The following is a 23,545-nucleotide window of genomic DNA, read 5'->3' on the forward strand; positions in this document are numbered from 1 at the left end:
CAACCGCAACACCGCACGGCCGCAACACCGCACTGACAAGGAGGTCAGATGCCCCCAACACCCACCCGCCGAAACGTCCTGACGTGGGCCGCCGCCACAGCCGCGCTCCCCGCCCTGGCGGCCTGCGGAGAATCCGCCGGCGCCGCGCGGAAGACGAAGGACCACGGCCGCGAGCCGGGCCAGAAGGTCACCCTCCGGCTCTGGACCTGGGTGCCGCTCCAGAAGGCGGTGGCGCTGTGGAACAAGCGCAACCCGGACATCCAGGTCGTCGCGCAGATGGTGCCCGCCAACACCTCGGGCGGCTACCAGAAGATGCACGCCGCCGTGAAGGCCGGCAATCCGCCGGACCTCGCCCAGGTCGAGTACTACGCGCTGCCCGAGTTCATGCTCGAAGGCGGCCTGACGAACCTGAGCGAGTACGGCGCGGACAAGCTCAAGGGCAGTTACGTCGACTGGCAGTGGAAGCAGGGTGTCTTCGCGGGCGACACGTACGCGATCCCGCAGGCCTCCGGCCCCATGGGCCTCTTCTACCGCAAGGACCTCCTGGAGAAGTGGGACGTCGAGGCCCCCAGGACCTGGGACGAGTACCGGACCGCCGCGAAGAAGGTCAAGAAGCACGGCGCGTACATCACGGCCTTCCCGCCCTCGAACGCCCAGTGGTTCGCCTCCTTCCCCTGGCAGCGCGGCGCCCACTGGGTGACCACCGAGGGCGACACCTGGATCGTCGACCTGACGTCCCCGGAGTCCCTTGAGGTCGCCGACTACTGGGACGGCATGGTCCGCGACCACTTCGTCCTTCAGACGCAGGACGCGCAGAGCGCCTTCTACAAGGCGCTCCAGACAGGGCAGTTGGTGACCTGGCCCGGCGCGCAGTGGTACGACGCGCTGATCCGCGGCAACGCCCCGCGCACCAAGGGCAAGTGGGCGGTGTCCGAACTGCCGCAGTTCGAGTCGGGCGCGCACGCCTCCTCCAACTGGGGCGGCTCCTCCACCGCGGTCCTCCAGGGCTCCCAGCACCCGGTCGAGGCACTGAAGGTCGCGCACTGGCTGAACACGGACCCGGACAGCATGAAGCTGCTCATCGAGGCCGGATACGGCTGGCCGGCCGCCAAGATCGACCTGCCGAGGACGCCGCTCGGCAAGCCGGACCCGTTCTTCGGCGGCCAGCGCTACAACGAGGTCTTCCAGATCTCCGACCGCAACGTCGACACCTCCTGGCGGTACGCGCCGACCACCACGCAGTCCTTCACGCACATCCAGGACAACCTCGCGCTGGCGCTCGCGGGCAAGGGCTCGTTCGTGGACGCGCTGAAGGACGCGCAGACCAAGTTCGTCGACGACCTCAAGGCCAAGGGACTCAAGGCGAGGAGCGCACGATGACGACATCATCCGTGAAGTCCGCGCAGCCCGGTCCCGGCGACCCCGCGCGCCCGGACGCGGGCCCGAAGGCCACAGGGCGGCGGCGCACCCGCCGTGCCAGGCCCGACCGCAAGGCGTGGATGTTCCTCGGCCCGTTCCTCGCGGTCTATCTCTTCGCGATGATCATCCCGGTGCTCTACGCGATCTACCAGAGCCTGCTGAAGGTCGAGCGTTCGGGACCGCTCGGGCTCGGCTCCCCGAAGGTCGTCTTCGGCGGACTCGACAACTACGCCATCGCGCTCCAGCAGGACGCCTTCCTGGAGGGCTTCGGCCGGGTGCTGCTCTTCGGCATCGTGCAGGTCCCGGTGATGCTGCTGCTCTCGCTCGTCCTTGCTCTTCTGCTCGACCAGATCTCCGACCGCTGGGCGGGTCCGCTGCGGGCGACGTACTTCCTCCCGTACGGCATCCCGGGCGTCATCGCGACGATCCTGTGGGGCTTCCTGTACGTCCCCGGCATCAGCCCGATCTCCGAGCTGCTCGGTGACCTGGGCTTCCAGCCGGACTTCCTCGGCCCCGACAACGTGCTGTGGTCCATCGCGAACATCGTGATCTGGGAGTTCGCCGGCTACAACATGCTGATCATCGTCGCCCAGCTCAAGTCCATACCCCAGGAGCTGTACGAGGCGGCGAAGATCGACGGGGCGGGTCCGTGGCAGGTCGCACTGCGCGTCAAGATCCCGCTCGTCCGCCCGGCCCTCGTCCTCACCTGCGTGTTCTCCATCATCGGGACGATGCAGCTGTTCGCGGAGCCGCTGGTCCTGAAGAAGATCGCGCCGGCCGTCACCCCCGACTACACGCCGAACCTCAGCGCGTACTTCGACGCCTTCTCCAACGCCAACATCTATGTGGCCGCCGCCAAGTCGGTGATCCTCGCGGTCGTCGCGATGGTCCTGTCCTTCGGCTTCCTGAGCCTCGTCACCCGCAAGCAAAGGAGCGAGCGGTGAGCGCTGTCGACGTCAAGACTCCCCCCGCCACACCCGTGGCCCCGGCGAGCAGGCCACGCCGTGTCACGCCGGGGCGGATCGTGCTGGTCGCGGTCCTCACGATCGCCGCGATCTACTTCCTCGTCCCCGTGTACTGGCTGATCGTCGCCACGACGAAGAACAACGACAGCCTCTACGGCTCCTTCGGTTTCTGGTTCGACAACCCGCAGCTGCTGCACAACCTGGGCAACGTCTTCGCGTACGACCGCCACATCTATCTCCAGTGGGCGCTGAACTCCGTGCTGTACGCGGGGGTGGGCGCGGTGCTCGCCACACTGTTCTCGGCGGCGGCCGGCTTCGCTCTCGCGAAATACCGGTTCCGGGGCCGCGAGGCGGTGTTCAAGTTCGTCCTGGCGGGCGTGCTGCTCCCGTCGACGGCACTGGCGCTCCCCCTGTACCTGCTCTTCAGCAAGCTGCACCTCACGGACACGTACTGGGCGGTCCTGATCCCCAGCATCGTCTCGCCCTTCGGTGTCTACCTCTGCCGGATCTACGCGGAGGCATCCATCCCCGACTCCCTCCTGGAGGCCGCGCGGGTGGACGGCGCGGGCGAGGAGCGGATCTTCGCGACGCTGGTGCTGCGCATCATGACCCCGGCGCTCGTCACGGTCTTCCTCTTCCAGTTCGTGCACATCTGGAACAACTACTTCCTGCCGTTGGTGATGCTCTCCGACGACCGGAAGTACCCGATCACGCTCGGCCTGGTCACCTGGCAGCAGGCCGCCGACCGGGTTCCGGAGCTGACGCAGTACACCATCGGCGGCGCCTTCGTCTCGGTCATCCCGCTGGCTGTCGCCATGCTCGTCCTCCAGCGCTTCTGGCGGACGGGACTGACCGAGGGAAGCGTCAAGGAGTGACCCGGCGCCACACTGCAAGGGAGCAACTGGCTTGAAGATCACCCGAGTCGAGACCTTCGCCGTCCCGCCCCGCTGGCTGATGTGCCGGATCGAGACGGACGACGGTCTCGTCGGCTGGGGCGAGCCCGTCGTGGAGGGGCGCGCCGACACCGTCCGCACGGCCGTCCACGAACTCGCCGACCAGTTCCTGATCGGCGCGGACCCGCTGCGCGTCGAGGACCGCTGGCAGCTGATGACCAAGGGCTCGTTCTACCGGGGCGGCCCGGTCCTCTCCAGCGCCGTCGCGGGCCTCGACCAGGCACTGTGGGACATCGCGGGGCAGGCGTACGACGCGCCCGTGCACCAGCTCCTGGGCGGTCCCGTACGCGAGCGGGTGCGCGCCTACTGCTGGGTGGGCGGCGACGAACCGGCCGAGCTGCGCGACCAGATCGCCGAGCAGGCGGCGGCCGGCTTCACGGCGGTCAAGATGAACGGCGCGGGCCGTACGAACCGGCTGCCGACCGTCGCCGAACTCGACGCGATGGCGGACCGCGCCTCGGTGGCCCGCGAAGTTCTGGGCCCCGAGGGGGACTTCGCGGTCGACTTCCACGGCCGGTTCACGGTGGCGGGCGCGGTCCGCGCGGCGGAGGTCATCGCGCCCTACGGCCCGCTGTTCGTCGAGGAGCCGGTCCTGCCCGAGTACACGCACCGCATCGGCCGGGTGGTGGAGTCGACGACGACGCCGGTCGCGACGGGCGAGCGTCTTTACTCCCGTACGGAGATGCTCCCGGCCCTCCAGTCGGGGGTGGCGGTCGTGCAGCCGGACCTGTCGCACGCGGGCGGCATCTCGGAGTCGCGGCGCATCGCCTCGCTCGCCGAGACCTTCGACGCACTGGTCGCCCCGCACTGCCCGCTCGGCCCGATCGCCCTGGCGGCCAGCCTCCAACTGGCGTTCTGCACCCCGAACTTCCTCATCCAGGAACAGTCCATCGGCATCCACTACAACAACGGCTCCGAGCTCCTCGACTACGTGGCGGACCCCGAGGTCTTCCGCTTCCACGAGGGCCATTTCGCCCGCCCCACGCTGCCGGGCCTCGGCATCCGGATCGACGAGAAGGCGGTCCGCGCGGCGGACGGCTCGGCGGCGAGCTGGCACAACCCGGTGTGGCGGCACGGGGACGGGTCGTTCGCGGAGTGGTGACACCCACGACGCCGTAGCGACCTCGCATCCGAATGGGCCTCATTCCTCCCGCGTATGGCGACTGACGCCTGAACACCCCTTGTGGTCGACTCGGAACGATCGCGCTCGCGATCGTTTCCGAGCCGGACACAGAAGGGGGTACATGTGCGCCAGGACGAGGTGGCGGGGCCCGGCGGGCGGACCGTGGTGGTCACCGGTGGGACCAGCGGCATCGGCGCCGCGATCGCGCGGCGCTTCGCGGCCGACGGGGACGAGGTCGTCGTCGCGGGTCTCGACGCGGACCGGTGCGAACTCCCCACCGGCATACGGGCCGTGGAGCTCGACGTCACGCGGGCGGACGCGCTGGGCGCGTTCCTGGACGGGCTCGACGGGCTCGACGTGCTGGTCAACGCGGCCGGAGTGATCGCCCGCGGCCGGGAGTACGAACCGGATGTCTTCGCCGACGTCGTCGGCGTCAATCTCACCGGGACGATGCGCAGTTGCGTCGCGGCCCGTGAGGCGCTCGCCGGCACCGGCGGGTGCATCGTCAACGTCGCGTCCATGCTGAGCTACTTCGGCGGCCCCAAGGTGCCCGCGTACAGCTCCAGCAAGGGCGGGGTGATGCAGCTGACGAAGTCCCTCGCCGTCGCCTGGGCGGACCAGGGGATCCGGGTCAACGCGGTGGCGCCCGGCTGGATCCGCACGCCGCTGACCCGGGCCCTTCAGGAGGACACGGAGAACAGCCGCCGCATCATCGACCGCACTCCGATGGGCCGTTGGGGCACACCGGCGGAGGTCGCGGGCGCCGTGGCGTTCCTCGCGGGCCCCGACGCCGGGTTCATCACGGGGGCCGTGCTCGCGGTGGACGGCGGCTATCTCGCCGCATGATCCGCGCCCGTCTCCCATTCCCTTACGCAGAAAGGAACGTAACGCCATGTCACAGAGTCGAGGCCCGGTCATTCCCGTCTCCTCCGTCGTGCCGCCGGAGATCGCCGTGGCGGCGCTGCCCGAGGACGAACGGGTGTGGGTGCCCCAGGCGCCGAACGTGTGGTTCCGGCCGCTGATGTTCAACACGGTGACCGGTCAGTGGTGCAACCTTCTGAAGGTGACCGCCGCCGGCATCGTGTCGCGGCACCGGCATCCGGGGGTCGTCTTCGGCTATGTCATCAAGGGCAAGTGGCACTACTACGAGCACGACTGGGTCGCCGAGGCGGGCCACTTCGTCTACGAGCCGCCCGGCGAGATCCACACGCTCGCCGTGCCCGAGGACTGCACCGAGATGATCACCTTCTTCAACATCTCGGGGGCAATGGCCTACGTCGACGACGACGGCGTCCAGATCGGCTACGAGGACACGTTCACGAAGATCGAGATGTGCCGCGAGCACTACGCGAAGGTGGGGCTCGGCGCCGAGTACGTGGAGCAGTTCATCCGCTGATGTCCGGGAAGGGCGGCGGATGGGGTGATCACGCACCATTCTTTTGGCGGTTCACCGAGGGTAGCGTTCCGGTCGATCTCGGTGACTGGAGGCGTCATGGACCTCGGAAGTGTGCACCACTACCGCATCGACTGGATCGTCAGCTTCGTGGCGGTCGCCCGGCACGGCAGCTTCTCCGCCGCGGCCAAGGCGCTCTACCGCTCGCAGCCGCGGGTGAGCAGCCATATCGCCGCGCTGGAACGCCTGGTGGGGCGGCGGCTCGTGGACCGTTCCGTGCAGCCCGCGACGCTCACCCCGGAGGGGCGGGGGCTGCTGCCGCACGCCGAGGAGATCCTGCGGCGGCTCGACCTGATGGCTCAGAGCGCCGAGGGCGGGGTGTGCGGGACGGTCCGGCTCGGCTGCTATCCGAGCGTCGCCGCCTATCTGTACCCGCGGGCGGTGCGGGCCCTGCGCGCCGCGTATCCGCGGGTGCGGCTCGTCCTGCACGAGGGGCCGAGCCTGGATCTGGGCGAGCAACTCGTCGACGGGGGCGTCGATCTGGCCGTCAGGCCGCTGCACCCGCTGGTCAGCTCCGACCGGGTGGCCAACCGGGTGCTGTGGCGCGAGCCGCTCGTCGCGGTCTTCCGCGCCGACCACCCGCTGGCGGGCGCGCACGAGGTGGCGCTCGCGCAGACGGTGAGCCAGGCGGTGATCAGCATCGGGGAGAGCGACGACGGACACAGCCGCCAGTACGAGACGAACCTCGCCTTCGCCAACCTCGGCCTGCAGCCGGTGATCCGCGAACGCACCAACCAGCCGCAGACGTTGATCTCCCTGGTCCGGCACGGGCTCGGCGTCGGTGTCACCAACGCGCTGGCCATGACCACCGCCGACACCGAGGGCGTGGCCCTCGTGCCGATCCGCGACGCCGGCTGCGAGCGGGCCGTCGCCACCTGGTGGCGGACCGGCGAGGAATCACCCGCGGTCGCGGCGGTGCGGGAGTGCCTCGACCGGCTGCCGGGACCCACCTGGCCGTGGGACACCCCGGCCGGGCCCGCGCCATCCGCTAGTCGAATAGCCGCATTCGCGAGCGAGCACTGACGGCCCATCAGCGCGCTCCTACGGTTGCCCCAGTCGAATTCGCCGACATGGACAGGAGCACATCCCGCATGGCCAACTCCTACTCCCCCGAGACCATCGAGGCGTTCCGCCCGATCGCCACGGCGTCCGTCGCCGACGCGGTCGAGCAGTTCGGAGCGCGCGGCTATCTCTCCGGCACCATCCGCCAGGTTCTGCCCGGCAAGCTCGTCGGCCCGGCCGTCACCGTCCTTGAGGTTCCCTCGCCCGAGCCCGCCCCGCCGGAGCACGCGTTGCGAGCCATCGACGAGTCGGCGCCGGGCAGTGTCGTCTGCATCGCGGCGGGCGGCGCCGACGTCGCGGTGTGGGGCGGCCTGATGAGCGCGGGCGCCGTCGCCAACGGTGTCGCGGGCGCCGTCCTCGACGCAGGCGTCCGCGACATCGAGGAGATCCGCCGGGACTACCCGCAGTTCCCCGTCTACGCACACGGTGGTGTGCCGGCCACCACCGTCGGCCGCTACCGCACGGTCAGCCTCAACGAGCCTGTGGAGATGGGCGGTACGCGGGTGTGCCCCGGCGACCTGATCGTCGCGGACAGCGACGGCGTGGTGTGCGTCCCCGCCGACCGCGTACCTCAAGTGCTCGACGCGGCACAGGAGATCGAGCGGCGGGAGCGCGAACAGACCGCTCTGATTCTGGAGTCGGGCTCGCTCCAGGGCGGGCTCGCGAAGTACCACCGGATCTGAGGCGGCGGTGGACATCCTCGCGGCGGGTGAGCCGCTCCTCGAATTCAATACGCCCACGGGTCTGCCGGGGCCAGTGGGCGCGGGCACCTCCTTCACCGTCGGGTACGGCGGCGACACCTCCAACTTCTGTGTGGCCGCCCGCCGTTCCGGAGCCGAGACCGGATACATCACACGCATCGGTGACGACGACTTCGGCGACTCCTTGCTCCGGCTGTGGGAACGGGAGGGCGTCGCGACCGAGCACGTGGTCCGCGAACCGGGCGGGCGGACCGGGATCTACTTCATCGCCCGTACGCCGACCGAGAGTTCCTTCACGTACTACCGGGCGCGGTCCCCCGCCAGCCGCCTCACACCCGCCGGCATGCCGGCGGAGGCGATCGCGCGGGCCCGCCTCCTCCACCTGAGCGGGATCACCCAGGCGATCTCCACCTCCGCCTGCGACGCGGCCTTCCACGCGATGCAACTCGCCAGGGAGAACGGCACGTTGGTCAGCTACGACCCCAATATCCGGCCCGCCCTGTGGCCCGCCGAACGGGCCCGCGCGGTGGCCTGGCGCAGCGTCGAGCTGTGCGACATCGCGCTGCCGAACCTCGCCGAGGGGCGGCTGCTCACCGGGCTGCACGCGCCGGACGACGTCCTCGCGGAGTTCGTGCGGCGTGGCCCCTCGATCGTGGTCCTGAAGATGGGTGACCAGGGAGCGCTCCTCGCGCACGACGGGACGGTCACCCGCATCCCGCCGCACCCGGTCGACCCGGTCGACACCACCGGCGCCGGTGACACCTTCGACGGCGCCTTCGCGGCGCGCCTCCTGGCCGGGGCCACTCCCGAGGAGGCCGCCCGGTACGCGGCGGTCGCGGCGGCGCTGACCACGACGGGGCCCGGCGCCGTCACCCCGATCCCGCGCCGCGAGGACGTCGACGCCGCGCGCCACGGCCACGGCGCCGACCGGCCACCACCGTCAGCAAGCACACCGGTCCGATGAGGAGTTGAGAAGCCAATGGTTCGCGCCAAACGCCACATCGCCGTGGCGGCATGCTCGGGAATCCTGCTGCTCGCGGGGTGTTCCGACGGTTCCACCGTGGACGATGCCGTAGAGGGTGCGTCCGGCGCGGGCGCGGCGGCGCCGACCCGCGTGACAGCCGGATATGTGTCCGCCGTCGACCAGATAGGCCTGCCGTCCGGGGTGGAGGCCGGGTACTTCGACGAGCAGAACCTCAATGTGAAGCTGGCCCAGCCGTATCCGACCGGCGTCGACGCGCTCAACGCGCTGCAAGCGGGCGAGGTCGACTTCATCCAGGTCGGCACGCCCGCGATCGCCGCCGCGCAGAAGGGCATCGACCTGTCCCTGGTCGGCAACTACACCGGCTCGTCCAGCCAGAAGAGCATCGACGAGACGATGGCCGTGGTCGCGGCCGCCAAGTCCGGCGTCGATGGCAAGGACCTCAAGACGCTGCGCGGAAAGAAGATCGGTGTCTCCGAGGGATCCATCAACCACCTTTACCTGCTCGGCCTGTTGCGCGAGGCCGGTCTGAAGGCCAGTGATGTCAAGATCGTGAACACCGAGCCGCCGGACATGGCGGTCGCCCTCAAGACCGGCGGCATCGACGCCGCGATCGTCTGGGACCCGTTCCCCATCACGATCGTCGACCAGGTCGACGGCGCCAAGGAGGTGCTGCGGGGCGGCGGCCACATCCCGTTCATCGGCTACATCGTCACCACACCCTCGTACGCGAAGAAGCACCCCAAGGTCGTCGAGCGGTTCCTCACCGCGCGGGCGCGCACCGACCAGTGGATGCGCGAGAACCCCGAGGACGCGGCCGACTCCGCGACCCGGTGGCTGCCCGGCACGAAGAAGCCGGTGGCCGTGGAGGCGATGAAGCACAACGTGAAGCAGCTCGACCCGCGTTTCTCCGCCTGCAACTACCTCGCGCTCGACACCCAGGCCCGGCTGCTCGCCGAGCAGGGCGCCGTCAAGGCCGGTTTCGACGTCGACAAGTACTTCGACCCAAAGCCGATCCTCAAGGTGATGGCGGCGAACCCGAAGCTCTTCCGGGACCTGCCCGACGTACCCAAGGCGGCGGCCGTCGACGGCGGTTACCGCTTCGACCGGGCGAGCGCCACGAAGGCCTGCCCGTCGTGACCCCGCCGACGACGAAAGTGGCTCCCCCGCGTCCGGCGGCCGCCGTGCCGCGCCACGCACGAAAGCCCCGCAAGCGCAGCGGATCCCGCCTCGGCCGCGCGCTCTGGTTCCTCGGGCCGCTCGCCGTGCTCGTCGTGGCGTGGTCGGTGGCGGTGTCCGTCACGGGGACGCCGCTGCGGGTGTTCCCGCAGGTGACCGACGTGTTCAAGGCGCTCGGTGACATGGCGTCGAGCGGTGACCTGGTCCGGCATCTGGGCGCGAGCCTGCGGCGGATGGGCATCGGTATCGTCCTCGCGCTGGTGACCGCGCTGCCCTTCGGCATCGCCCTCGGCTCCAGCCGTGTCCTGTCTGCGTTCTTCGCGCCGCTGCTGCGGTTCTCGGTGGCGCTCGCGGGCATCGCGTGGATCCCGGTGGCGACACTGTGGTTCGGCTACGGCGACCGAGCGGTGATCTTCATCGTGTGGAACGCGATGTTCTTCGCGCTGACGTACAACGCGATGCTGGGCGTACGCCAGATTCCGATCCAACTCCTGCGCGCCGCACGCTCATTGGGCACCAGCCGGATGCGGATGTTCTGGGAGATCCTGCTGCCGGGCGCCCTGCCGAGCATCGTCACCGGACTGCGCGTGGGCCTCGGTTACGGCTGGCGCGGGCTCGTGGCCGCCGAGATCATCGCGGGCAGCGCGGGCCTCGGCTACGCACTGTTCCAGGCGCAGAAGTACTTCCGCACCGACGTCATCATCGCCTCGATGGTGATCATCGGGGTGCTGTGGCTGCTGATGGACCGGCTGCTGCTCGCGCCCCTTGAGCGGCGCACGGTGGAGCGCTGGGGCATGACGGGGGTGAACCGCTGATGGCCGCACTGTCCACGGCAACCATGCCGGTGTGGCGGCGCCTGCTGCGCAGCGGCACGGTCCGCACGCTCGGCCCGTTCGTACCGGTCGTCGCCCTGTGGTGGCTGCTCGCCGAGTTCGAGGTGTTCCCCCGGTCGTTCTTCGCGGGCCCCGGCACGGTGCTCACGACGCTCGGCGGCCTCCTGGAGAAGGGGATCCTGCCGGGCTATCTCTCCGACTCCCTGACCCGCCTCGCGTACGGCGTCGGGTTCGGGCTGCTCATCGGCCTGCCGCTGGGCTTCGCGGTCGCGATGATCGGCCGGCTGCGCCGGTTCTTCTGGCCGATCCTGCTGTTCTTCCAGGCGATCGCGGACATCGCGTGGCTGCCGATCGTCATCGTGTGGTTCGGCTTCAGCCTGACCGCCGTCACCTTCGTGATCGTGTACACGATCGTCTTCCCGCTGATGCTCAGCGTCGTGGCGGGTGTCGAGCAGGTGCCGCGCGAGCTGGTGCGGGCGGCGCGCAGCCTGGGGGCCGGGCGGTGGCGGGTGTTCGCCGAGGTGATCGTGCCGGGCTCGCTGCCTTCGGTGGCGGGCGGCATCCGCACCGGGCTCGGCTACGGCTGGCGGGCCCTGGTGGCCGCCGAGATCATCGTCGGCACCAGCGGGATCGGCTACATGATGTTCGACGCGCGCCGGGTCGGTGACATCAGCCAGGTCTTCCTCGGCATGGTCGTCCTCGGCGCGCTCTGGTACGCGCTCGACGCGCTGATTCTGGCCCCGTTCGAGCGGGCGACCGTCGAACGCTGGGGAATGGTACGCGGCTTGGAGGCCGACGGATGACCGCTCTGGAGATCAAGGCACTGCGCAAGGCGTACGCGGACGACTACAGCGGCGAGGAGGTCACGGCCATCGACGAGGTCTCCTTCGGCGTCCAGAAGGGCGAGTTCGTCTCTGTCCTCGGGCCGAGCGGCTGCGGCAAGACCACCGTCCTGAACATCGTCGCGGGGTTCGTGGAGGCGAGCGGCGGCACGGTGTCCGTGGACGGCGCGCCCGTGCACGGGCCAGGACCCGACCGGGGTGTGGTGTTCCAGAGCCATGCGCTCTTCCCGTGGAAGACGGTGCTCGGCAACGTCGCCTTCGGCCCCCGCGTGCGCGGCGTCCCGAAGGCCGAACGTACCGCCCGCGCACAGGAGTTCCTCGACCTGGTCGGCCTCGGCGGCTTCGAGCACCGCTACCCGCACGAACTGTCCGGGGGCATGCAGCAGCGGCTCGGCGTGGCCCGCGTGCTCGCCAACGAGCCGGCGGTGATGCTCATGGACGAGCCGTTCGCGTCCATCGACGCGCAGACCCGCCGCAAGCTGCAGGAGGACCTCACCGGCATCTTCGAGAGCCGCCGCCCGACGGTCTTCTTCGTCACCCACGACGTCGACGAGGCGGTGTTCCTCTCCGACCGCGTCGTGGTGCTCTCCCGGCGCCCCAGCCGGGTCAGGGAGATCGTCGACGTGGAGCTGCCCCGGCCACGGCGCTGGGACACCGCCGTGGCGTTGCCGGAGTTCCGGGCCACCGTGGACCGGGTCAACGCACTGCTGGCAGGGGAAGGAGCTGAGGCCGGTGCCACCGAGGACGTCGCTTCTTCGTAGGTCCGCGAAGAGTCCCACGCTCCGGAAGATCGCGGTGGTGGTGCTCCTGGTACTCGCCTACCAGGTGTGGCTGAGCGTGCAGGCCACCGGAAAGGTCGACCCCGGGGTCGGCGAACTCCGCGACGCCCGTGGCCGGTTCGCCGTCGACGTCGAACTCGGCTTCAAGCCCGAGCGCTACCACATCCTGCAATTGCAGAAGCACGGCCGTATCTCCGGCACGGACGGTCACGTGGTGCATCTGCGCGGGGTGGCGCCGGCCGGGGTGGACGCGTTGACCCGCGAGTACTGGATCGAGCACATCGAGGCACCACCGGGGGCGCCACGCTGAACACGCGTGCTGGACAGGCGGGTTCACGGTTCCGCACGCTATTCGGAAACCGTATCGGCCCTCCTCTGAAAGCCGGTCCTGTCTGGTCCGCGGTGCGCGGGCGGCGGTAGACGAGAGGCATGCTCCGTTCCGATCTGCGTCTCGAATGGCTCGTCTCCTTCCTCGGCGTCGTGGACACCGGCAGCTTCAGTGCGGCGGCCGAGCTGACCCATCGCTCCCAGCCGCGCGTGAGCATGCATGTCGCCGCCCTTGAACGGGAGGCGGGGGTGCCGCTGTTCGACCGTGACCGGCGTCCGGTGACACCCACCGACGCGGGCGCGGTCCTCGCCGAGCACGCGCGCGCCATCCTGCGCCGGCTCGCCGGGGCCGAGGCCGCGATGGCCGGGTACCGCGGCGCCGCGCGGGGCGTGGTGACGCTGGGCAGTTACCCGAGCGCCAGCGTGGCGTTCGTGCCGCAGCTCCTCGAACGCATGGCGCGTACCCGCCCCGCCATCAAGGTGGTCCTGGTCGAGCGCTCCACCCTGGAGCTCGACGCGGCGCTGGCCAGCGGCGAGGTGGACATCTGTCTGCGCCCGATGGCACCTCCGCCGGGCCCCTCGGTGGAGTCGCGGCCGCTGTGGTGGGAGGGCCTGATCGCGGTCCACCCGCCCGACCATCTGCTGGCCGAGCTGCCGGAGCCGCTGCCGCTGGCCGCGGTGGCCGCGCATCCCCTGATCACCATCGGCCGGCTCGGCTCGTCCGAGGCGATGGGCTTCGAGACGTACCGCGCCTTCAGCGAACGCGGCCTGGAGCCCAACGCCGTCCAGGCCACCAACCAGCCGCAGACCCTCATCTCGCTGGTCCGCAGCGGCCTCGGCATCGGTGTCACCAACCTCCTCGCCGTCGCCACCGCGGACACCTCCGGCGTCGTGGCACGCAGGCTCGACGTGCCCTGCGGACGCCGGGTCGCGGTGCACTGGTCCACCACCCGGACACTGACACCACCCGCGCGCACCCTGCTGCGCGAGATCGAGGCATCGGAGGCACCACCCGGCACCCGTGACCTGACGGGAGAGGCCCCGATCGGTTCATCCAACTTGCGAATACCCGCATCAGCACGACGCGCTTAACGCCGGACGACGACGTTCCTAGCGTGTGTCCAACACCGGTCAACGAGGCGGAAGTCGAGGGTTCGGATGCGTACTGACCCAGTCACACGTCGCACGATGCTCGGGCGGAGCGCAGCGGTCGGCGGGGCGCTCACGCTCGGCCCGCTGTTCGCGGGAGAAGCGGTGGCCGCCGGCGCCGACGCACACACCACCACCACCGCTGCCGCCGCCAAGAAGGGCGGCTACGAGCGCATCGGCGTACGCCCCCTCATCAACGGCCGGGGCACCTACACCGTCCTGAGCGGTTCGCTGATCCTGCCGGAGGTGCGCGAGGCCATCGACGCGGCCGCCCGCCAGTACGTACAGCTGGACGAGTTGGCCGACGGCGTCGGCAGACGGCTCGGCGAGCTGACAGGCGCCGGGTTCGGCATGGTCAGCTCCGGCTGCTCGGCGGCCCTGACCCACGCGTCCGCGGCCTGCACGGCGGGCGGCAATCCGGACCTGCACATCCAGATCCCCGACCTGAGCGGCTTCGCCAAGACCGAGGCGATCATCCCCAAGCACTCCCGGAACGTGTACGAGGCCGCCATCAGCGCCGTCGGCCTGAAGGTCGTCGAGGTCGACACACGCGAGGAGATGAAGGCGGCGCTCGGCCCGCAGACCGCGCTCGTCTACGTCTTCGCGATGCCCCGCGTCGACGAGAGCGAACTGGACCTGAAGACGATCGCCGAGCTCGCCCACGCCAAGGACGTGCCGGTCCTGGTCGACGCCGCCGCGGAAGTCCTCACCATCCCCAACGTCCATCTGGAGCGCGGCGCCGACCTCGTCGCGTACAGCGGCGGCAAGGCGCTGCGCGGACCGCAGTCGGCGGGCATCCTGCTCGGCCGCGAGGACCTGGTGCGCGCGGCCTGGGTGCACAGCGCGCCGCACCACGGCTACGCCCGCGGCTTCAAGGTCGGCAAGGAAGAGGCCATGGGCATGCTCGCGGCCGTCGAGATGTGGGTGCGCCGCGACCACAAGGCCGAGTACGCGAAGTGGACCTCATGGCTGAGGACCATCGCCAAGCGGGTCTCCGCCGCGGTCCCGGGCGTCACCTCCGAACTCGTCCAGCCGGAGGGCCTGTCCAACCGCACACCCACCCTGAACCTGTACTGGAACGCCGAGAAACGCGGCGTCGTCGGCCAGACGATCGTGGACGCCCTGTGGGAGGGCGAGCCACGCATCGCCATCAACCCGGCGAGCAGCAAGGACCCGGCACTCTCGGGCCTGGCCATCACCCCGTACATGCTGGAGCCGGGCGACGAGAAGACCATCGCCGACCACATCGTCAAGCGGCTCAAGAACCCGCCCCCGGCCCCCGCGAAGCCGAAGCCGCCCTCCGTCGACGCGAGCGGCACCTGGTCCCTGGAGATCACCTACGCGGCCGGCGCCTCCAGCGCGCACAAGCTGACGCTGAAGCAGGACGGCGCGAAGGTCACCGGCACCCACCGAGGCGACTTCGTCTCGCGCCCCGCCACGGGATCCGTCAGCGCCGACGAGGTGACCGTGCGCAGCTCGTACGGGGAGGAGCACGGCGACTCCCTCTCGTACGCCTTCACGGGGAAGCTCTCCGGCGACGAGATGAGCGGCCGCGTCGATCTGGGCGAGTACCTCAAGGGCAGTTGGAAGGCAACCCGCACGTCCTGAGCCCCACCCCTCACCCTTCCCCCCTCACCCCTCTCACCTTCATCGGAGGACGCGTGACCTCGAACCGACGTGACTTCATCCGCAGGGCCCCCGCCGTGGCGGCCATCGCCGCCGTACCGGCCGTGGCGGGAGCGGGCACGGCCTCGGCGGCCGACGCCGACACCCAGCACGGCCGGCCCACCAAGCCGCGCAAGGAGGTGCACTACCCGGACGGCGCGGAGCCGCCGGAGAACCCGCTGTTCAGCCCCATCGTCACGTACGGCTCGATGGTCTTCATCTCCGGTATCGGCGCCCACTTCGAGGGCGACATCCGCGCGCACACCGACCACGTACTGAACGAGGTGGAGCGCTATCTGGAGTCCGTGGGCTCCTCCATGAAGAAGGTCCTCAAGATCAACGTCTATCTGAACACCCTCGACGACTACGACGGGATGAACGAGGTCTTCCTCGGCCGCTGGGGCCCCGAACCGGGCGTGCGCACCACGATCGCGGCGGCGGCCGGCATCCCGGGCGACTCGCTGGTCGAGATCGACTGCATCGCCGTCATCTGACCAGCCCGGGTCATCTCACCGGACCGAACGACGAGGGAGGCTTCATGAACGTAGGACAGGACATAAGACAGCGGGCCCACTGGCTGGCGGTCCCGGCGGCCCTGACGCTGGTGCTCGGCGCGGCGACGGCGGGTGCCTCGGCACCCGCGGCGCCTTCGGCGGAGCAGGCCGAGGCCTACGACCTGGTGATCGAGCGCGGCCACGTCATCGACCCGAAGAACCACCTCGACGCGGTCCGCGACATCGCGGTCAAGGGCGGGAAGATCGCGAAGGTGGCGAAGGACATCGACTCCTCCGCCGCGAAACAGACGGTCGACGCGGCGGGTCAGTACCTCACTCCCGGCCTCATCGACGTACACGCCCACCTGTTCCCCGGCCCCGAGGACGACTACGCGAACGGCAAGAACGGGGTGTCACCCGACGGCTTCACCTTCCGCTCCGGTGTCACCACCGCGGTGGACGCGGGCTCCTCGGGAGCCGCCAACTTCGACCTGTTCAAGAAGAACATCATCGACCGGTCCCAGACCCGCGTCCTCGCCTTCCTCAACATCGTCGGCAAGGGCATGGGCGGCGCCAAGGTCGAGCAGGACGTCAGTGACATGAAGCCGGGGCCCGCGGCCGAGAAGGCGGCCGAGTACCCGGACACCGTCGTCGGCATCAAGACCGCGCACTACGAGGGCAAGGACTGGGCCGCCGTCGACAACGCGGTCGAGGCGGGCGACAAGGCGGACCTCCCCGTCATGGTCGACTTCGGCGCCAACCACCCCGAGCGGCCGATCGAGCAGCTCCTCGGTGAGAAGCTGCGCCCCGGTGACATCTACTCCCATGTGTACTCGGGCCTGCGCAACGAGCTGCTCGACAACGGCAAGCTCAACTCGGGCCTGCACAAGGGCCGGGAGCGCGGTGTGCTGTTCGATGTCGGGCACGGCGGCGGCAGCTTCAGCTGGGACGTCGCCGTCGAGGCGATGAAGGAGGGCTTCGCGCCCGACGCCATCTCCACCGATCTGCACATCACCAGCATGAACGCGGGCATGAAGGACATGCCGAACATCATGGGCAAGTTCCTCACCCTCGGCATGCCACTGAAGGACGTGGTCGCGGCGTCCACCTGGAAGCCCGCCAAGTCCGTCGGCCGCTCCGACCTGGGCAACCTCTCGGTCGGCGCCCCGGCCGACCTGGCGATGTTCTCCCTCGACAAGGGCAAGTTCGGCTACGTCGACAGCTTCGGCTACCGGATCGACGGCAACCGCAAGCTCACCACTCAACTGACCGTCCGCGACGGCAAGGTGGTGTGGGACCTGAACGGGAAGTCCGCGAAGAAGTGGACGCCGGGTGCGAAGCCGGACACCGGGGAGCACGAGCACTGAGCGACGAGCACGCGCACCGAGCGGGCCCCGGTCGAAGGACGGGGCCCGCTCACCGCTGTGACCAGCATGCGGACAAGTGGACGAATCTCTTCCGGTGGCTGCATACGATTCTGCGACGCACCCCTCACCCGCAGCACACCAGCACCCCGGAAGGCCCCCGTGAGCACCACTTCCTCCCTGCCCTCACCCACGCCGGCGGAGGCGGCGTCAGGACCCGTGCCGATCCGGTCCGCGGCCGACGTCTCCGATCTGGTCAACTCCGGTACGGCGCGCGGCAAGCACGCCCGGATGATCGTGATCATCGCGCTCGGCGGCATCTTCCTCGACGCGTACGACCTCAGCTCACTCGCGTACGGGCTGCCGGACATCACGAAGCAGTTCGGCCTCAGCTCCACGATGGCCGGCGTCGTCACCGCCTCGATCAGCGTCGGCTCGCTGATCGGCGCGCTCGTCGGCGGCTGGCTCGTGGACCGAATAGGCCGCTATCGGGTCTTCATGGCCAACATGCTGTTCTTCGTCGTCACCGCGTTGGTGTGTGCCGTGGCCCAGGACGCGTGGACGCTGATCGGTGCCCGTTTCGTGATGGGCATCGGCGTCGGCATGGACATCCCGGTCGCCATCGCGTTCCTCGCCGAGTTCTCCCGGCTGCGCGGCAAGGGCAGCAAGGGCTCGCGCACGGCCGCCTGGTCACCGGCCTGGTACGCCGCGACCAGTGGCTGCTACCTGGTCATCATGGCGCTGTACTTCCTGCTGCCCGACGCCCACTTGGGCTGGCTGTGGCGCTTCACCGTCGGCTTCGGCGCGATCCCCGCGCTCGTGGTCCTGCTGCTGCGCCGCCGGTACATGAACGAGTCCCCGACGTGGGCCGCCGACCAGGGTGACCTGGAGGGCGCGGCAAGCATCCTGCGGCAGTCGTACGGAGTCGATGCGTACGTCCCCGATGACGTGCAGGGGAAGACGGAGCGCCCGCGGCGACCCGGACTCGGCTCCTACGCGCGCCTGTTCAAGGGCCCGTACCGCACCCGCACCATCCAGTCGGTGGTGGTCGGCCTCGCGGAGACCTTCGGCTACAACGCGGTCGCGTTCGGCCTGCCGATCATCATCGCCACGCTCATGACGCAAGGCCCGCTGACCACCATCGCGTCGTCGTTCACCCTGAACCTCGTCTTCGCGCTGACCGGCGGACTGCTCGGCATCCGCTGGGCGTCGACGAAGGGCGCCTGGCCGATGATGTCGCTCGGCTTCGCGATCCAGCTGGTGGCGATCACCGTGCTCGCGCTCATCGGAGAGCCCTCGGGCACGGCCTTCGTGACGGCGGGCATCCTGATGCTCGGAGCGTTCATGTTCGCCCAGGGCTTCGGCCCCGGCGCACACATCATGAGCTACGCCTCGCTCGGCTTCCCGACGTCGATGCGCGGTGTCAGCATCGGCTTCAACCAGGCGGTGCTGCGCCTCGGTTCGACGCTCACGCTGTTCTTCTTCCCGATCCTCAGCACCGGCCTCGGCACGGGGGTGTACTGGGTGATTCTCGGCGCACCCGTCCTCGGCCTGACCGCGCTGCTCGTGAAGCGGTGGGAGCCGGTGGGCTTCGATGCGGACGCGGAGGAGCGGGCTCTCAGTCTCCGGTCGACCTGATCAGTCTCCAGTCGATCTGAGGGGCACCGCGCCCACGCTGTGGCCGCGCCGGTCGAGCAGTCGGCCGGCGTGCTTCAGTGTGCGCAGCACCACCGCGCGCTCCGTGATGCGCAGGCCGAGGTCGGCGAGGCGGCGGTTGAGGAGGGCTTCCGTGGTGTGCACCTCGGCGAGCGTGCGCAGCCAGATGTCCAGGATGAGGTTGTGGGTGCCCGCGGTGATGCTGCACATGCGCAGGCCGGGAAGTGTGCGCAGGGCCTGCACGGCCGGGTCCAGGTTCTCGGCGGGTACGGACCCGAAGTAGACGGCCGACACGGGGAATTCGGTCAGCGGCCGGGCCAGCGTGCACCGCAGCGAGAGGCGTCCGCCCCCGGTCAGTACACGCAGCCTGCGCCGGACCGTGGCGGTGCTCGCCCCGGTGGCGCGGGCCAGGCCGGACAGCGGCATCCGCCCGTCCGTGCCGAGCGCGTGCGCGATGCGCCGGTCGACGGGACGTATCGGCTCGTCGGGGACGGGGCTCTCGACGGCTGTGTTCCTGGGGGACTCGGGCCGCAGCACCGCGCGCTGGCTCGGCGTGAGGCTCCGCAGCCGCCACTGCGCGCCCTCGAAGGGCACCGCCGTGATGACATGGATCCGGGTGCCGCGCACACCTGGCAGCCGTGAGATCCGCTCCCCGGTGTACCGAGCGAGGTCGTCGAACGACGAGGCGCCCACGATGGCCAGCAGATCGCGCCCGCCGGACGTCTGCTTGAGGCTGAGCATCCGGGAGTCCGCGGCCAGCGAGGTCAGCACGTCCTCCGGCAGATGCCCGCCGGTGTCGATCTCGACCTGCGCGTACACCGACCCCTCGTCACGGTCGAGCGCGAGATACCCGTCGACCCAGGCGGCGCCGCTGCGCGCGAGCCGCTCCCAGCGCCGGGCGGCGGTGACGGGGTCGATGTCGAGAGCCTCACCGATGAGCGTCCACGGGGCACGGGTGTTGACCTGGAGGGCGTGCACGAGCGAGAGATCGAGCTCGTCGATCCGGGCGCGGTCGGCCACAGAAGGTTCTGAATGCTGCGTGTTCACAGTGGCCGAAATCCTGCACAGATCGTCGGGACGGGTCGGGTTCCTGCGATTTTACGTGTTCGTCATCGCCGAATCCGACAGTGTTCGCTCATGAGTTCCCAACAGGCTTCCTCGCTCCGCATCACCAACGCCCGCCTCATCGACGGCACCGGCGCCGCCCCCGTCGAGCACGCCACGCTCGTCGTCGACGCCGAGGGCCTCATCGCCTACGCGGGCCCTTCGGCGACGGCGCCGGACGCCCAGCCCGGCGTACGCACCATCGACGCCGGAGGCCGCGCCCTCCTCCCCGGCTTCATCGACACCCACGTCCACCTCGGTGTCGAGTCCGCGCGCCAGATGGTGCGCCGCTACGAGCAGGACACCACGGTCGAGACCTTCCGCACCGCCGAGCGGCTGCGAGCCACCCTCGACGCGGGTGTCACCACCGTGCGCGACCTCGGCGGACTGCCGGCCGGCTACCGCACGGCCGTCGAGCAAGGCCTGACCACAGGCCCGCGCATCCACACGGCGGTCCGCATCCTCAGCCACACCGGCGGCCACGCCGACTTCGCCACCGAGTGCGGCTTCGACCCGAGCTCCGGGATGGGCGAGATCGCCGACACCCCGGACGAGGTGCGGCTCGCGGTGCGCAAGCTGCTGCGCTCGGGCGCCGATGTCATCAAGGTGTGTGCCACGGGCGGCATGTCGAGCCCCTACGACCACCCCGACGACGAGGGCCTGACCGAGGACGAGATCCGTACGGTCGTCGAGGAGCTGGCCCGGCACGGCGGCCGCCCGGTCGCCGCGCACGCGCAGGGCACGGCCGGCATCCTCAACGCCATCCGCGGCGGTGTCACCAGCGTCGAGCACGGCTACGGCATGTCGGCGCAGGCCCGTGAACTCGCGGGCGAGCGCGGCACGTTCGTCGTCCCGACGCTCTCCACGGTCTTCGACGGCATCGACAAGGCCACCATGGAGCCGTACCACTACGAGAAGAAGGTCCGCTGGTCCGGGATCACCAAGGAGAACATCTCCGCGGCGATCGCCGAGGGCGTGAAGATCGCCATGGGGACGGACGCGGCGATGGTTCCGCACGGCCGCAACCTGCGCGAACTCACCCACCTCGTGGCCCTCGGCATGACACCGCTCCAGGCGATCACCACGGGCACCCGCTCCGCCGCCGAACTCCTCGGCCTGGACACCGAACTCGGCACCCTGGAGCCGGGCAAGCGGGCCGACCTGGTGCTCTGTGAGGGCGACCCGCTCACCGACATCGCGCTGCTCGCCGACCCGGCGAACGTCGTCCTCGTCGCGCAGGGTGGCACACTCCGTAAGAACGGACTCGGGACATGACGACACAGGCCCCGGCCCCCGAGAAGGACCCCACCAGAGCGGGGTTCATCGACAAGGCCATGTCGGGCATCGAGCGGGTGGGCAACAAACTCCCCCACCCGGTCCTCCTCTTCCTCGGCCTGTTCGTCCTCGTCGGCGCCGCGTCCACCGCGCTCGCGGCGGCCGACGCGACGGTGAAGATCCCCGGCGAGGACAAGACGGTCGCGGTGCAGGGGGTGTTCACCGGGGACGGCGTGGTCTGGCTCCTGGAGAACTTCATCCCCAACTTCACGGGCTTCCCGTCGCTCGGCACGGTCCTGCTGATGATGGCGGCGGTGGGCGTGGCCGAACGCACCGGCCTCCTGGAGACGGTGGTCCGCGCCTCGATCTCCCGCGCCCCTCGGTGGCTCCTGCCCTACCTGGTCGCCTTCGTGGCGGCGCAGGCCCACCTGATGAGCGACGTGGCGATCCTGGTGATCCCGCCGCTGGCCGCGCTGGTGTTCAAGAACGCGGGCCGCAATCCGATCGCGGGTCTCATCGGCGGCTTCGCCTGCGTGTGCGCGGGGTACGCGGCGGGATTCACGATCGGCGCCCTCGACGCCCTCTACACCGGCATCACACACCAAGCCGCGCAGGTCCTCCCGCAGGGCGCGGACGCCCCGACACACATCCTGATCAACTACTTCTACACGGCGTCGGCGAGCATCGTCCTCGCCCTCATCGGCGGCTTCCTCATCTCGCGGATCCTGGAGCCGCGACTGCCGTGGCCGACGTCGGACGAGCAGCCGACGGGAGAAGCGGGCGAAGTCACCACCGAGGTCACCGCCCTCCAGCGCCGGGGCATGCTCCGCGCGGGACTCGCGGTCCTCGTCTACGCCGCCGTGGTCATCACCTGCTGGCTGCTGCCCGGCTCCCCGCTGCGCGGCGAGGGCGGGGCGCTGGTCCCCTCCCCCGTCCTGGACGGCATCGTCCCGCTCCTCTTCGTGGCGTTCCTCCTGGCCGGCGCGGTCTACGGCCGTACGGTCAAGGCGGTCACACGCTTCGAGGACGTGCCGCGCATGATGGCCGACGCGATCACGGGCATGTCCGCGTACATCGTGCTCATCCTGGTCATCGCACAGGTCATCGGTGTCTTCGACTGGACGAACCTCGGCACACTGCTGGCGGTGAAGGGGGCGGCGCTGCTCGAATCGGTGGGCTTGACGGGCTACTTGGGCCTGGTGGCGTTCGTCCTGCTGGTCTGCGTCCTGAACCTGTTCATCACGTCGGGCTCGGCGCTGTGGTCCCTGGTGGCCCCGGTCTTCGTACCGGCCTTCATGCTGCTCCACATGGAACCGGCGGTCACCCAGGCGGCGTTCCGCATCGGCGACTCGGCGACCCAGATGATCACGCCCCTCAACCCCTACGTCTTCCTTCTCCTCACGGTCCTCAGACGCTACGAGCCGGAAGCCCAACTCGGCTCCCTGCTCTCGCGGTTGTCGGTGTTCGTCGTGCCGTTCCTGGTGGCGTGGCTGGCAGTGCTCGGCATCTTCTACGGCTTCGACATACCGCTGGGGCCCGGGGCATCGATCAGCACGCCCTGACACCTCACCCCGACCTGTACACATTTTCCACACACGCACGTCACGACGCATTCACATGTCATATGCTCGCAGGGCTCCACCAGAACAATTGAGGGGGGAACCTCATGCGCTACCGCTACGCCCTGCCCGCAACCGCCGCCGTTGCCGCGCTCGCCGCGACCGTGACACCCGCGCAGGCAGCCGAGTACTCCTCGGCCCTGAAGATCAGGGGCGTTCAGTACGACGCTCCGGGCCCGGACTCCAACCGCTGCTCGGGCGGCAACACCAAGAACGAGTACCTGACCATCAAGAACTACTCGCGCACCGCGACGGTCAACCTCAAGGGGTACCTCGTGAAGGACGCCACCGGGAACCGCTTCAAGTTCACCGCGAGCCACTCCCTGCAGCCCGGTGACTACGTCAAGCTGCGCGGCGGCAACGGCAGCGACTCCGACGCGAAGAACGTCGTCTACCGCGACAACTGCAACTTCATATGGAACAACACCGGGGACACCATCTATTTGTACAAGCCGTCCGGACCCCGCTCCGACGTCCACAAGTACACCAGGTCGGCGAACGACCGGGACCGCAACGGGTACATAACGTTCCACGGCTGACCTGACCGGAAGCCTCGCGGCCCGCCCACCAGTGCGGAAACCGGTGGGCGGGCTGTCGTGTA

Annotated in this window: 23 protein-coding genes; 22 read left to right on the top strand and 1 reads right to left on the bottom strand. The window is 69.8% G+C overall.

Annotated features, from left to right (window positions below; genetic code table 11):
* Positions 1-48: 48 nt before the first annotated feature.
* From ACFYWS_RS29470 to ACFYWS_RS29560, 19 genes are all read left to right on the top strand, one after another.
* On the top strand, positions 49-1,380 hold the full coding sequence (locus tag ACFYWS_RS29470) for an ABC transporter substrate-binding protein (RefSeq protein ID WP_389281430.1): 1,332 nt from the start codon (positions 49-51) through the stop codon (positions 1,378-1,380).
* A 119-nt stretch (positions 1,381-1,499) separates the two neighbouring features.
* A complete protein-coding gene (locus ACFYWS_RS29475) occupies positions 1,500-2,363 on the top strand; it encodes a carbohydrate ABC transporter permease (protein ID WP_389281583.1) in 864 nt (287 codons plus the stop codon).
* Entirely contained in the window at positions 2,360-3,259 is a 900-nt protein-coding gene (locus ACFYWS_RS29480; RefSeq protein ID WP_389281432.1) for a carbohydrate ABC transporter permease, read from the top strand. Before ACFYWS_RS29475 ends, ACFYWS_RS29480 begins: the two co-directional genes overlap by 4 nt.
* A 31-nt stretch (positions 3,260-3,290) precedes the next feature.
* Positions 3,291-4,439, top strand: a complete 1,149-nt coding sequence (dgoD, locus tag ACFYWS_RS29485) for a galactonate dehydratase (RefSeq protein ID WP_389281433.1) — start codon at positions 3,291-3,293, stop codon at positions 4,437-4,439.
* A 144-nt stretch (positions 4,440-4,583) separates the two neighbouring features.
* The gene (locus ACFYWS_RS29490) at positions 4,584-5,306 is read left to right on the top strand and encodes an SDR family NAD(P)-dependent oxidoreductase (RefSeq protein ID WP_389281435.1); all 723 of its coding nucleotides are present in this window, start codon (positions 4,584-4,586) and stop codon (positions 5,304-5,306) included.
* A 46-nt stretch (positions 5,307-5,352) separates the two neighbouring features.
* Positions 5,353-5,856 carry a 2,4'-dihydroxyacetophenone dioxygenase family protein gene (locus tag ACFYWS_RS29495; protein WP_389281437.1) on the top strand — a complete coding sequence of 168 codons (504 nt, stop codon included), beginning with the start codon at positions 5,353-5,355 and terminating at the stop codon, positions 5,854-5,856.
* Positions 5,857-5,952: 96 nt separating this feature from the next.
* On the top strand, positions 5,953-6,936 hold the full coding sequence (locus ACFYWS_RS29500) for a LysR family transcriptional regulator (RefSeq protein WP_389281439.1): 984 nt from the start codon (positions 5,953-5,955) through the stop codon (positions 6,934-6,936).
* A gap of 47 nt (positions 6,937-6,983) precedes the next feature.
* Positions 6,984-7,658, top strand: coding sequence for an RraA family protein (locus ACFYWS_RS29505; protein ID WP_389281440.1), 675 nt, complete (start codon positions 6,984-6,986; stop codon positions 7,656-7,658).
* Between the two features lie 7 nt (positions 7,659-7,665).
* Positions 7,666-8,640, top strand: coding sequence for a sugar kinase (locus ACFYWS_RS29510; protein ID WP_389281441.1), 975 nt, complete (start codon positions 7,666-7,668; stop codon positions 8,638-8,640).
* Positions 8,641-8,655: 15 nt separating this feature from the next.
* The gene (locus tag ACFYWS_RS29515) at positions 8,656-9,798 is read left to right on the top strand and encodes an ABC transporter substrate-binding protein (protein ID WP_389281443.1); all 1,143 of its coding nucleotides are present in this window, start codon (positions 8,656-8,658) and stop codon (positions 9,796-9,798) included.
* The gene (locus ACFYWS_RS29520) at positions 9,795-10,652 is read left to right on the top strand and encodes an ABC transporter permease (protein WP_389281445.1); all 858 of its coding nucleotides are present in this window, start codon (positions 9,795-9,797) and stop codon (positions 10,650-10,652) included. The genes ACFYWS_RS29515 and ACFYWS_RS29520 overlap by 4 nt, the downstream gene beginning before the upstream one ends.
* Entirely contained in the window at positions 10,652-11,473 is an 822-nt protein-coding gene (locus tag ACFYWS_RS29525) for an ABC transporter permease (RefSeq protein WP_389281446.1), read from the top strand. The genes ACFYWS_RS29520 and ACFYWS_RS29525 overlap by 1 nt, the downstream gene beginning before the upstream one ends.
* Positions 11,470-12,273: an ABC transporter ATP-binding protein gene (locus tag ACFYWS_RS29530; RefSeq protein WP_389281448.1), complete on the top strand. Its 804-nt coding sequence runs from the start codon at positions 11,470-11,472 to the stop codon at positions 12,271-12,273. The genes ACFYWS_RS29525 and ACFYWS_RS29530 overlap by 4 nt, the downstream gene beginning before the upstream one ends.
* Before the next feature lie 37 nt (positions 12,274-12,310).
* Positions 12,311-12,601, top strand: coding sequence for a hypothetical protein (locus ACFYWS_RS29535; RefSeq protein ID WP_389281449.1), 291 nt, complete (start codon positions 12,311-12,313; stop codon positions 12,599-12,601).
* Between the two features lie 119 nt (positions 12,602-12,720).
* On the top strand, positions 12,721-13,710 hold the full coding sequence (locus ACFYWS_RS29540; protein WP_389281451.1) for a LysR family transcriptional regulator: 990 nt from the start codon (positions 12,721-12,723) through the stop codon (positions 13,708-13,710).
* Between the two features lie 66 nt (positions 13,711-13,776).
* Complete coding sequence (locus tag ACFYWS_RS29545; RefSeq protein WP_389281453.1) at positions 13,777-15,375, top strand: aminotransferase class V-fold PLP-dependent enzyme; 1,599 nt, start codon at positions 13,777-13,779, stop codon at positions 15,373-15,375.
* Positions 15,376-15,428: 53 nt separating this feature from the next.
* The gene (locus ACFYWS_RS29550) at positions 15,429-15,926 is read left to right on the top strand and encodes a RidA family protein (protein WP_389281454.1); all 498 of its coding nucleotides are present in this window, start codon (positions 15,429-15,431) and stop codon (positions 15,924-15,926) included.
* A 44-nt stretch (positions 15,927-15,970) separates the two neighbouring features.
* Entirely contained in the window at positions 15,971-17,293 is a 1,323-nt protein-coding gene (locus ACFYWS_RS29555; protein ID WP_389281456.1) for an amidohydrolase/deacetylase family metallohydrolase, read from the top strand.
* A 159-nt stretch (positions 17,294-17,452) separates the two neighbouring features.
* Positions 17,453-18,928: an MFS transporter gene (locus ACFYWS_RS29560; RefSeq protein ID WP_389281458.1), complete on the top strand. Its 1,476-nt coding sequence runs from the start codon at positions 17,453-17,455 to the stop codon at positions 18,926-18,928.
* On the opposite strand, the gene ACFYWS_RS29565 is transcribed toward ACFYWS_RS29560, so the two are convergent.
* Positions 18,929-19,966 carry an Lrp/AsnC family transcriptional regulator gene (locus tag ACFYWS_RS29565; protein WP_389281460.1) on the bottom strand — a complete coding sequence of 346 codons (1,038 nt, stop codon included), beginning with the start codon at positions 19,964-19,966 and terminating at the stop codon, positions 18,929-18,931.
* A 117-nt stretch (positions 19,967-20,083) separates the two neighbouring features.
* Between ACFYWS_RS29565 and ACFYWS_RS29570 the strand changes: the two genes are divergently transcribed.
* The 3 genes from ACFYWS_RS29570 to ACFYWS_RS29580 all read left to right on the top strand — a co-directional run bounded on the left by ACFYWS_RS29570 (position 20,084) and on the right by ACFYWS_RS29580 (position 23,483).
* A complete protein-coding gene (locus ACFYWS_RS29570) occupies positions 20,084-21,325 on the top strand; it encodes an amidohydrolase family protein (RefSeq protein WP_389281462.1) in 1,242 nt (413 codons plus the stop codon).
* Complete coding sequence (locus ACFYWS_RS29575; RefSeq protein WP_389281463.1) at positions 21,322-22,887, top strand: AbgT family transporter; 1,566 nt, start codon at positions 21,322-21,324, stop codon at positions 22,885-22,887. The genes ACFYWS_RS29570 and ACFYWS_RS29575 overlap by 4 nt, the downstream gene beginning before the upstream one ends.
* Before the next feature lie 104 nt (positions 22,888-22,991).
* Positions 22,992-23,483: a lamin tail domain-containing protein gene (locus tag ACFYWS_RS29580; protein ID WP_389281465.1), complete on the top strand. Its 492-nt coding sequence runs from the start codon at positions 22,992-22,994 to the stop codon at positions 23,481-23,483.
* Positions 23,484-23,545: the final 62 nt, after the last annotated feature.

The organism is Streptomyces sp. NPDC002795 (assembly GCF_042888725.1).
Lineage (GTDB): Bacteria > Actinomycetota > Actinomycetes > Streptomycetales > Streptomycetaceae > Streptomyces.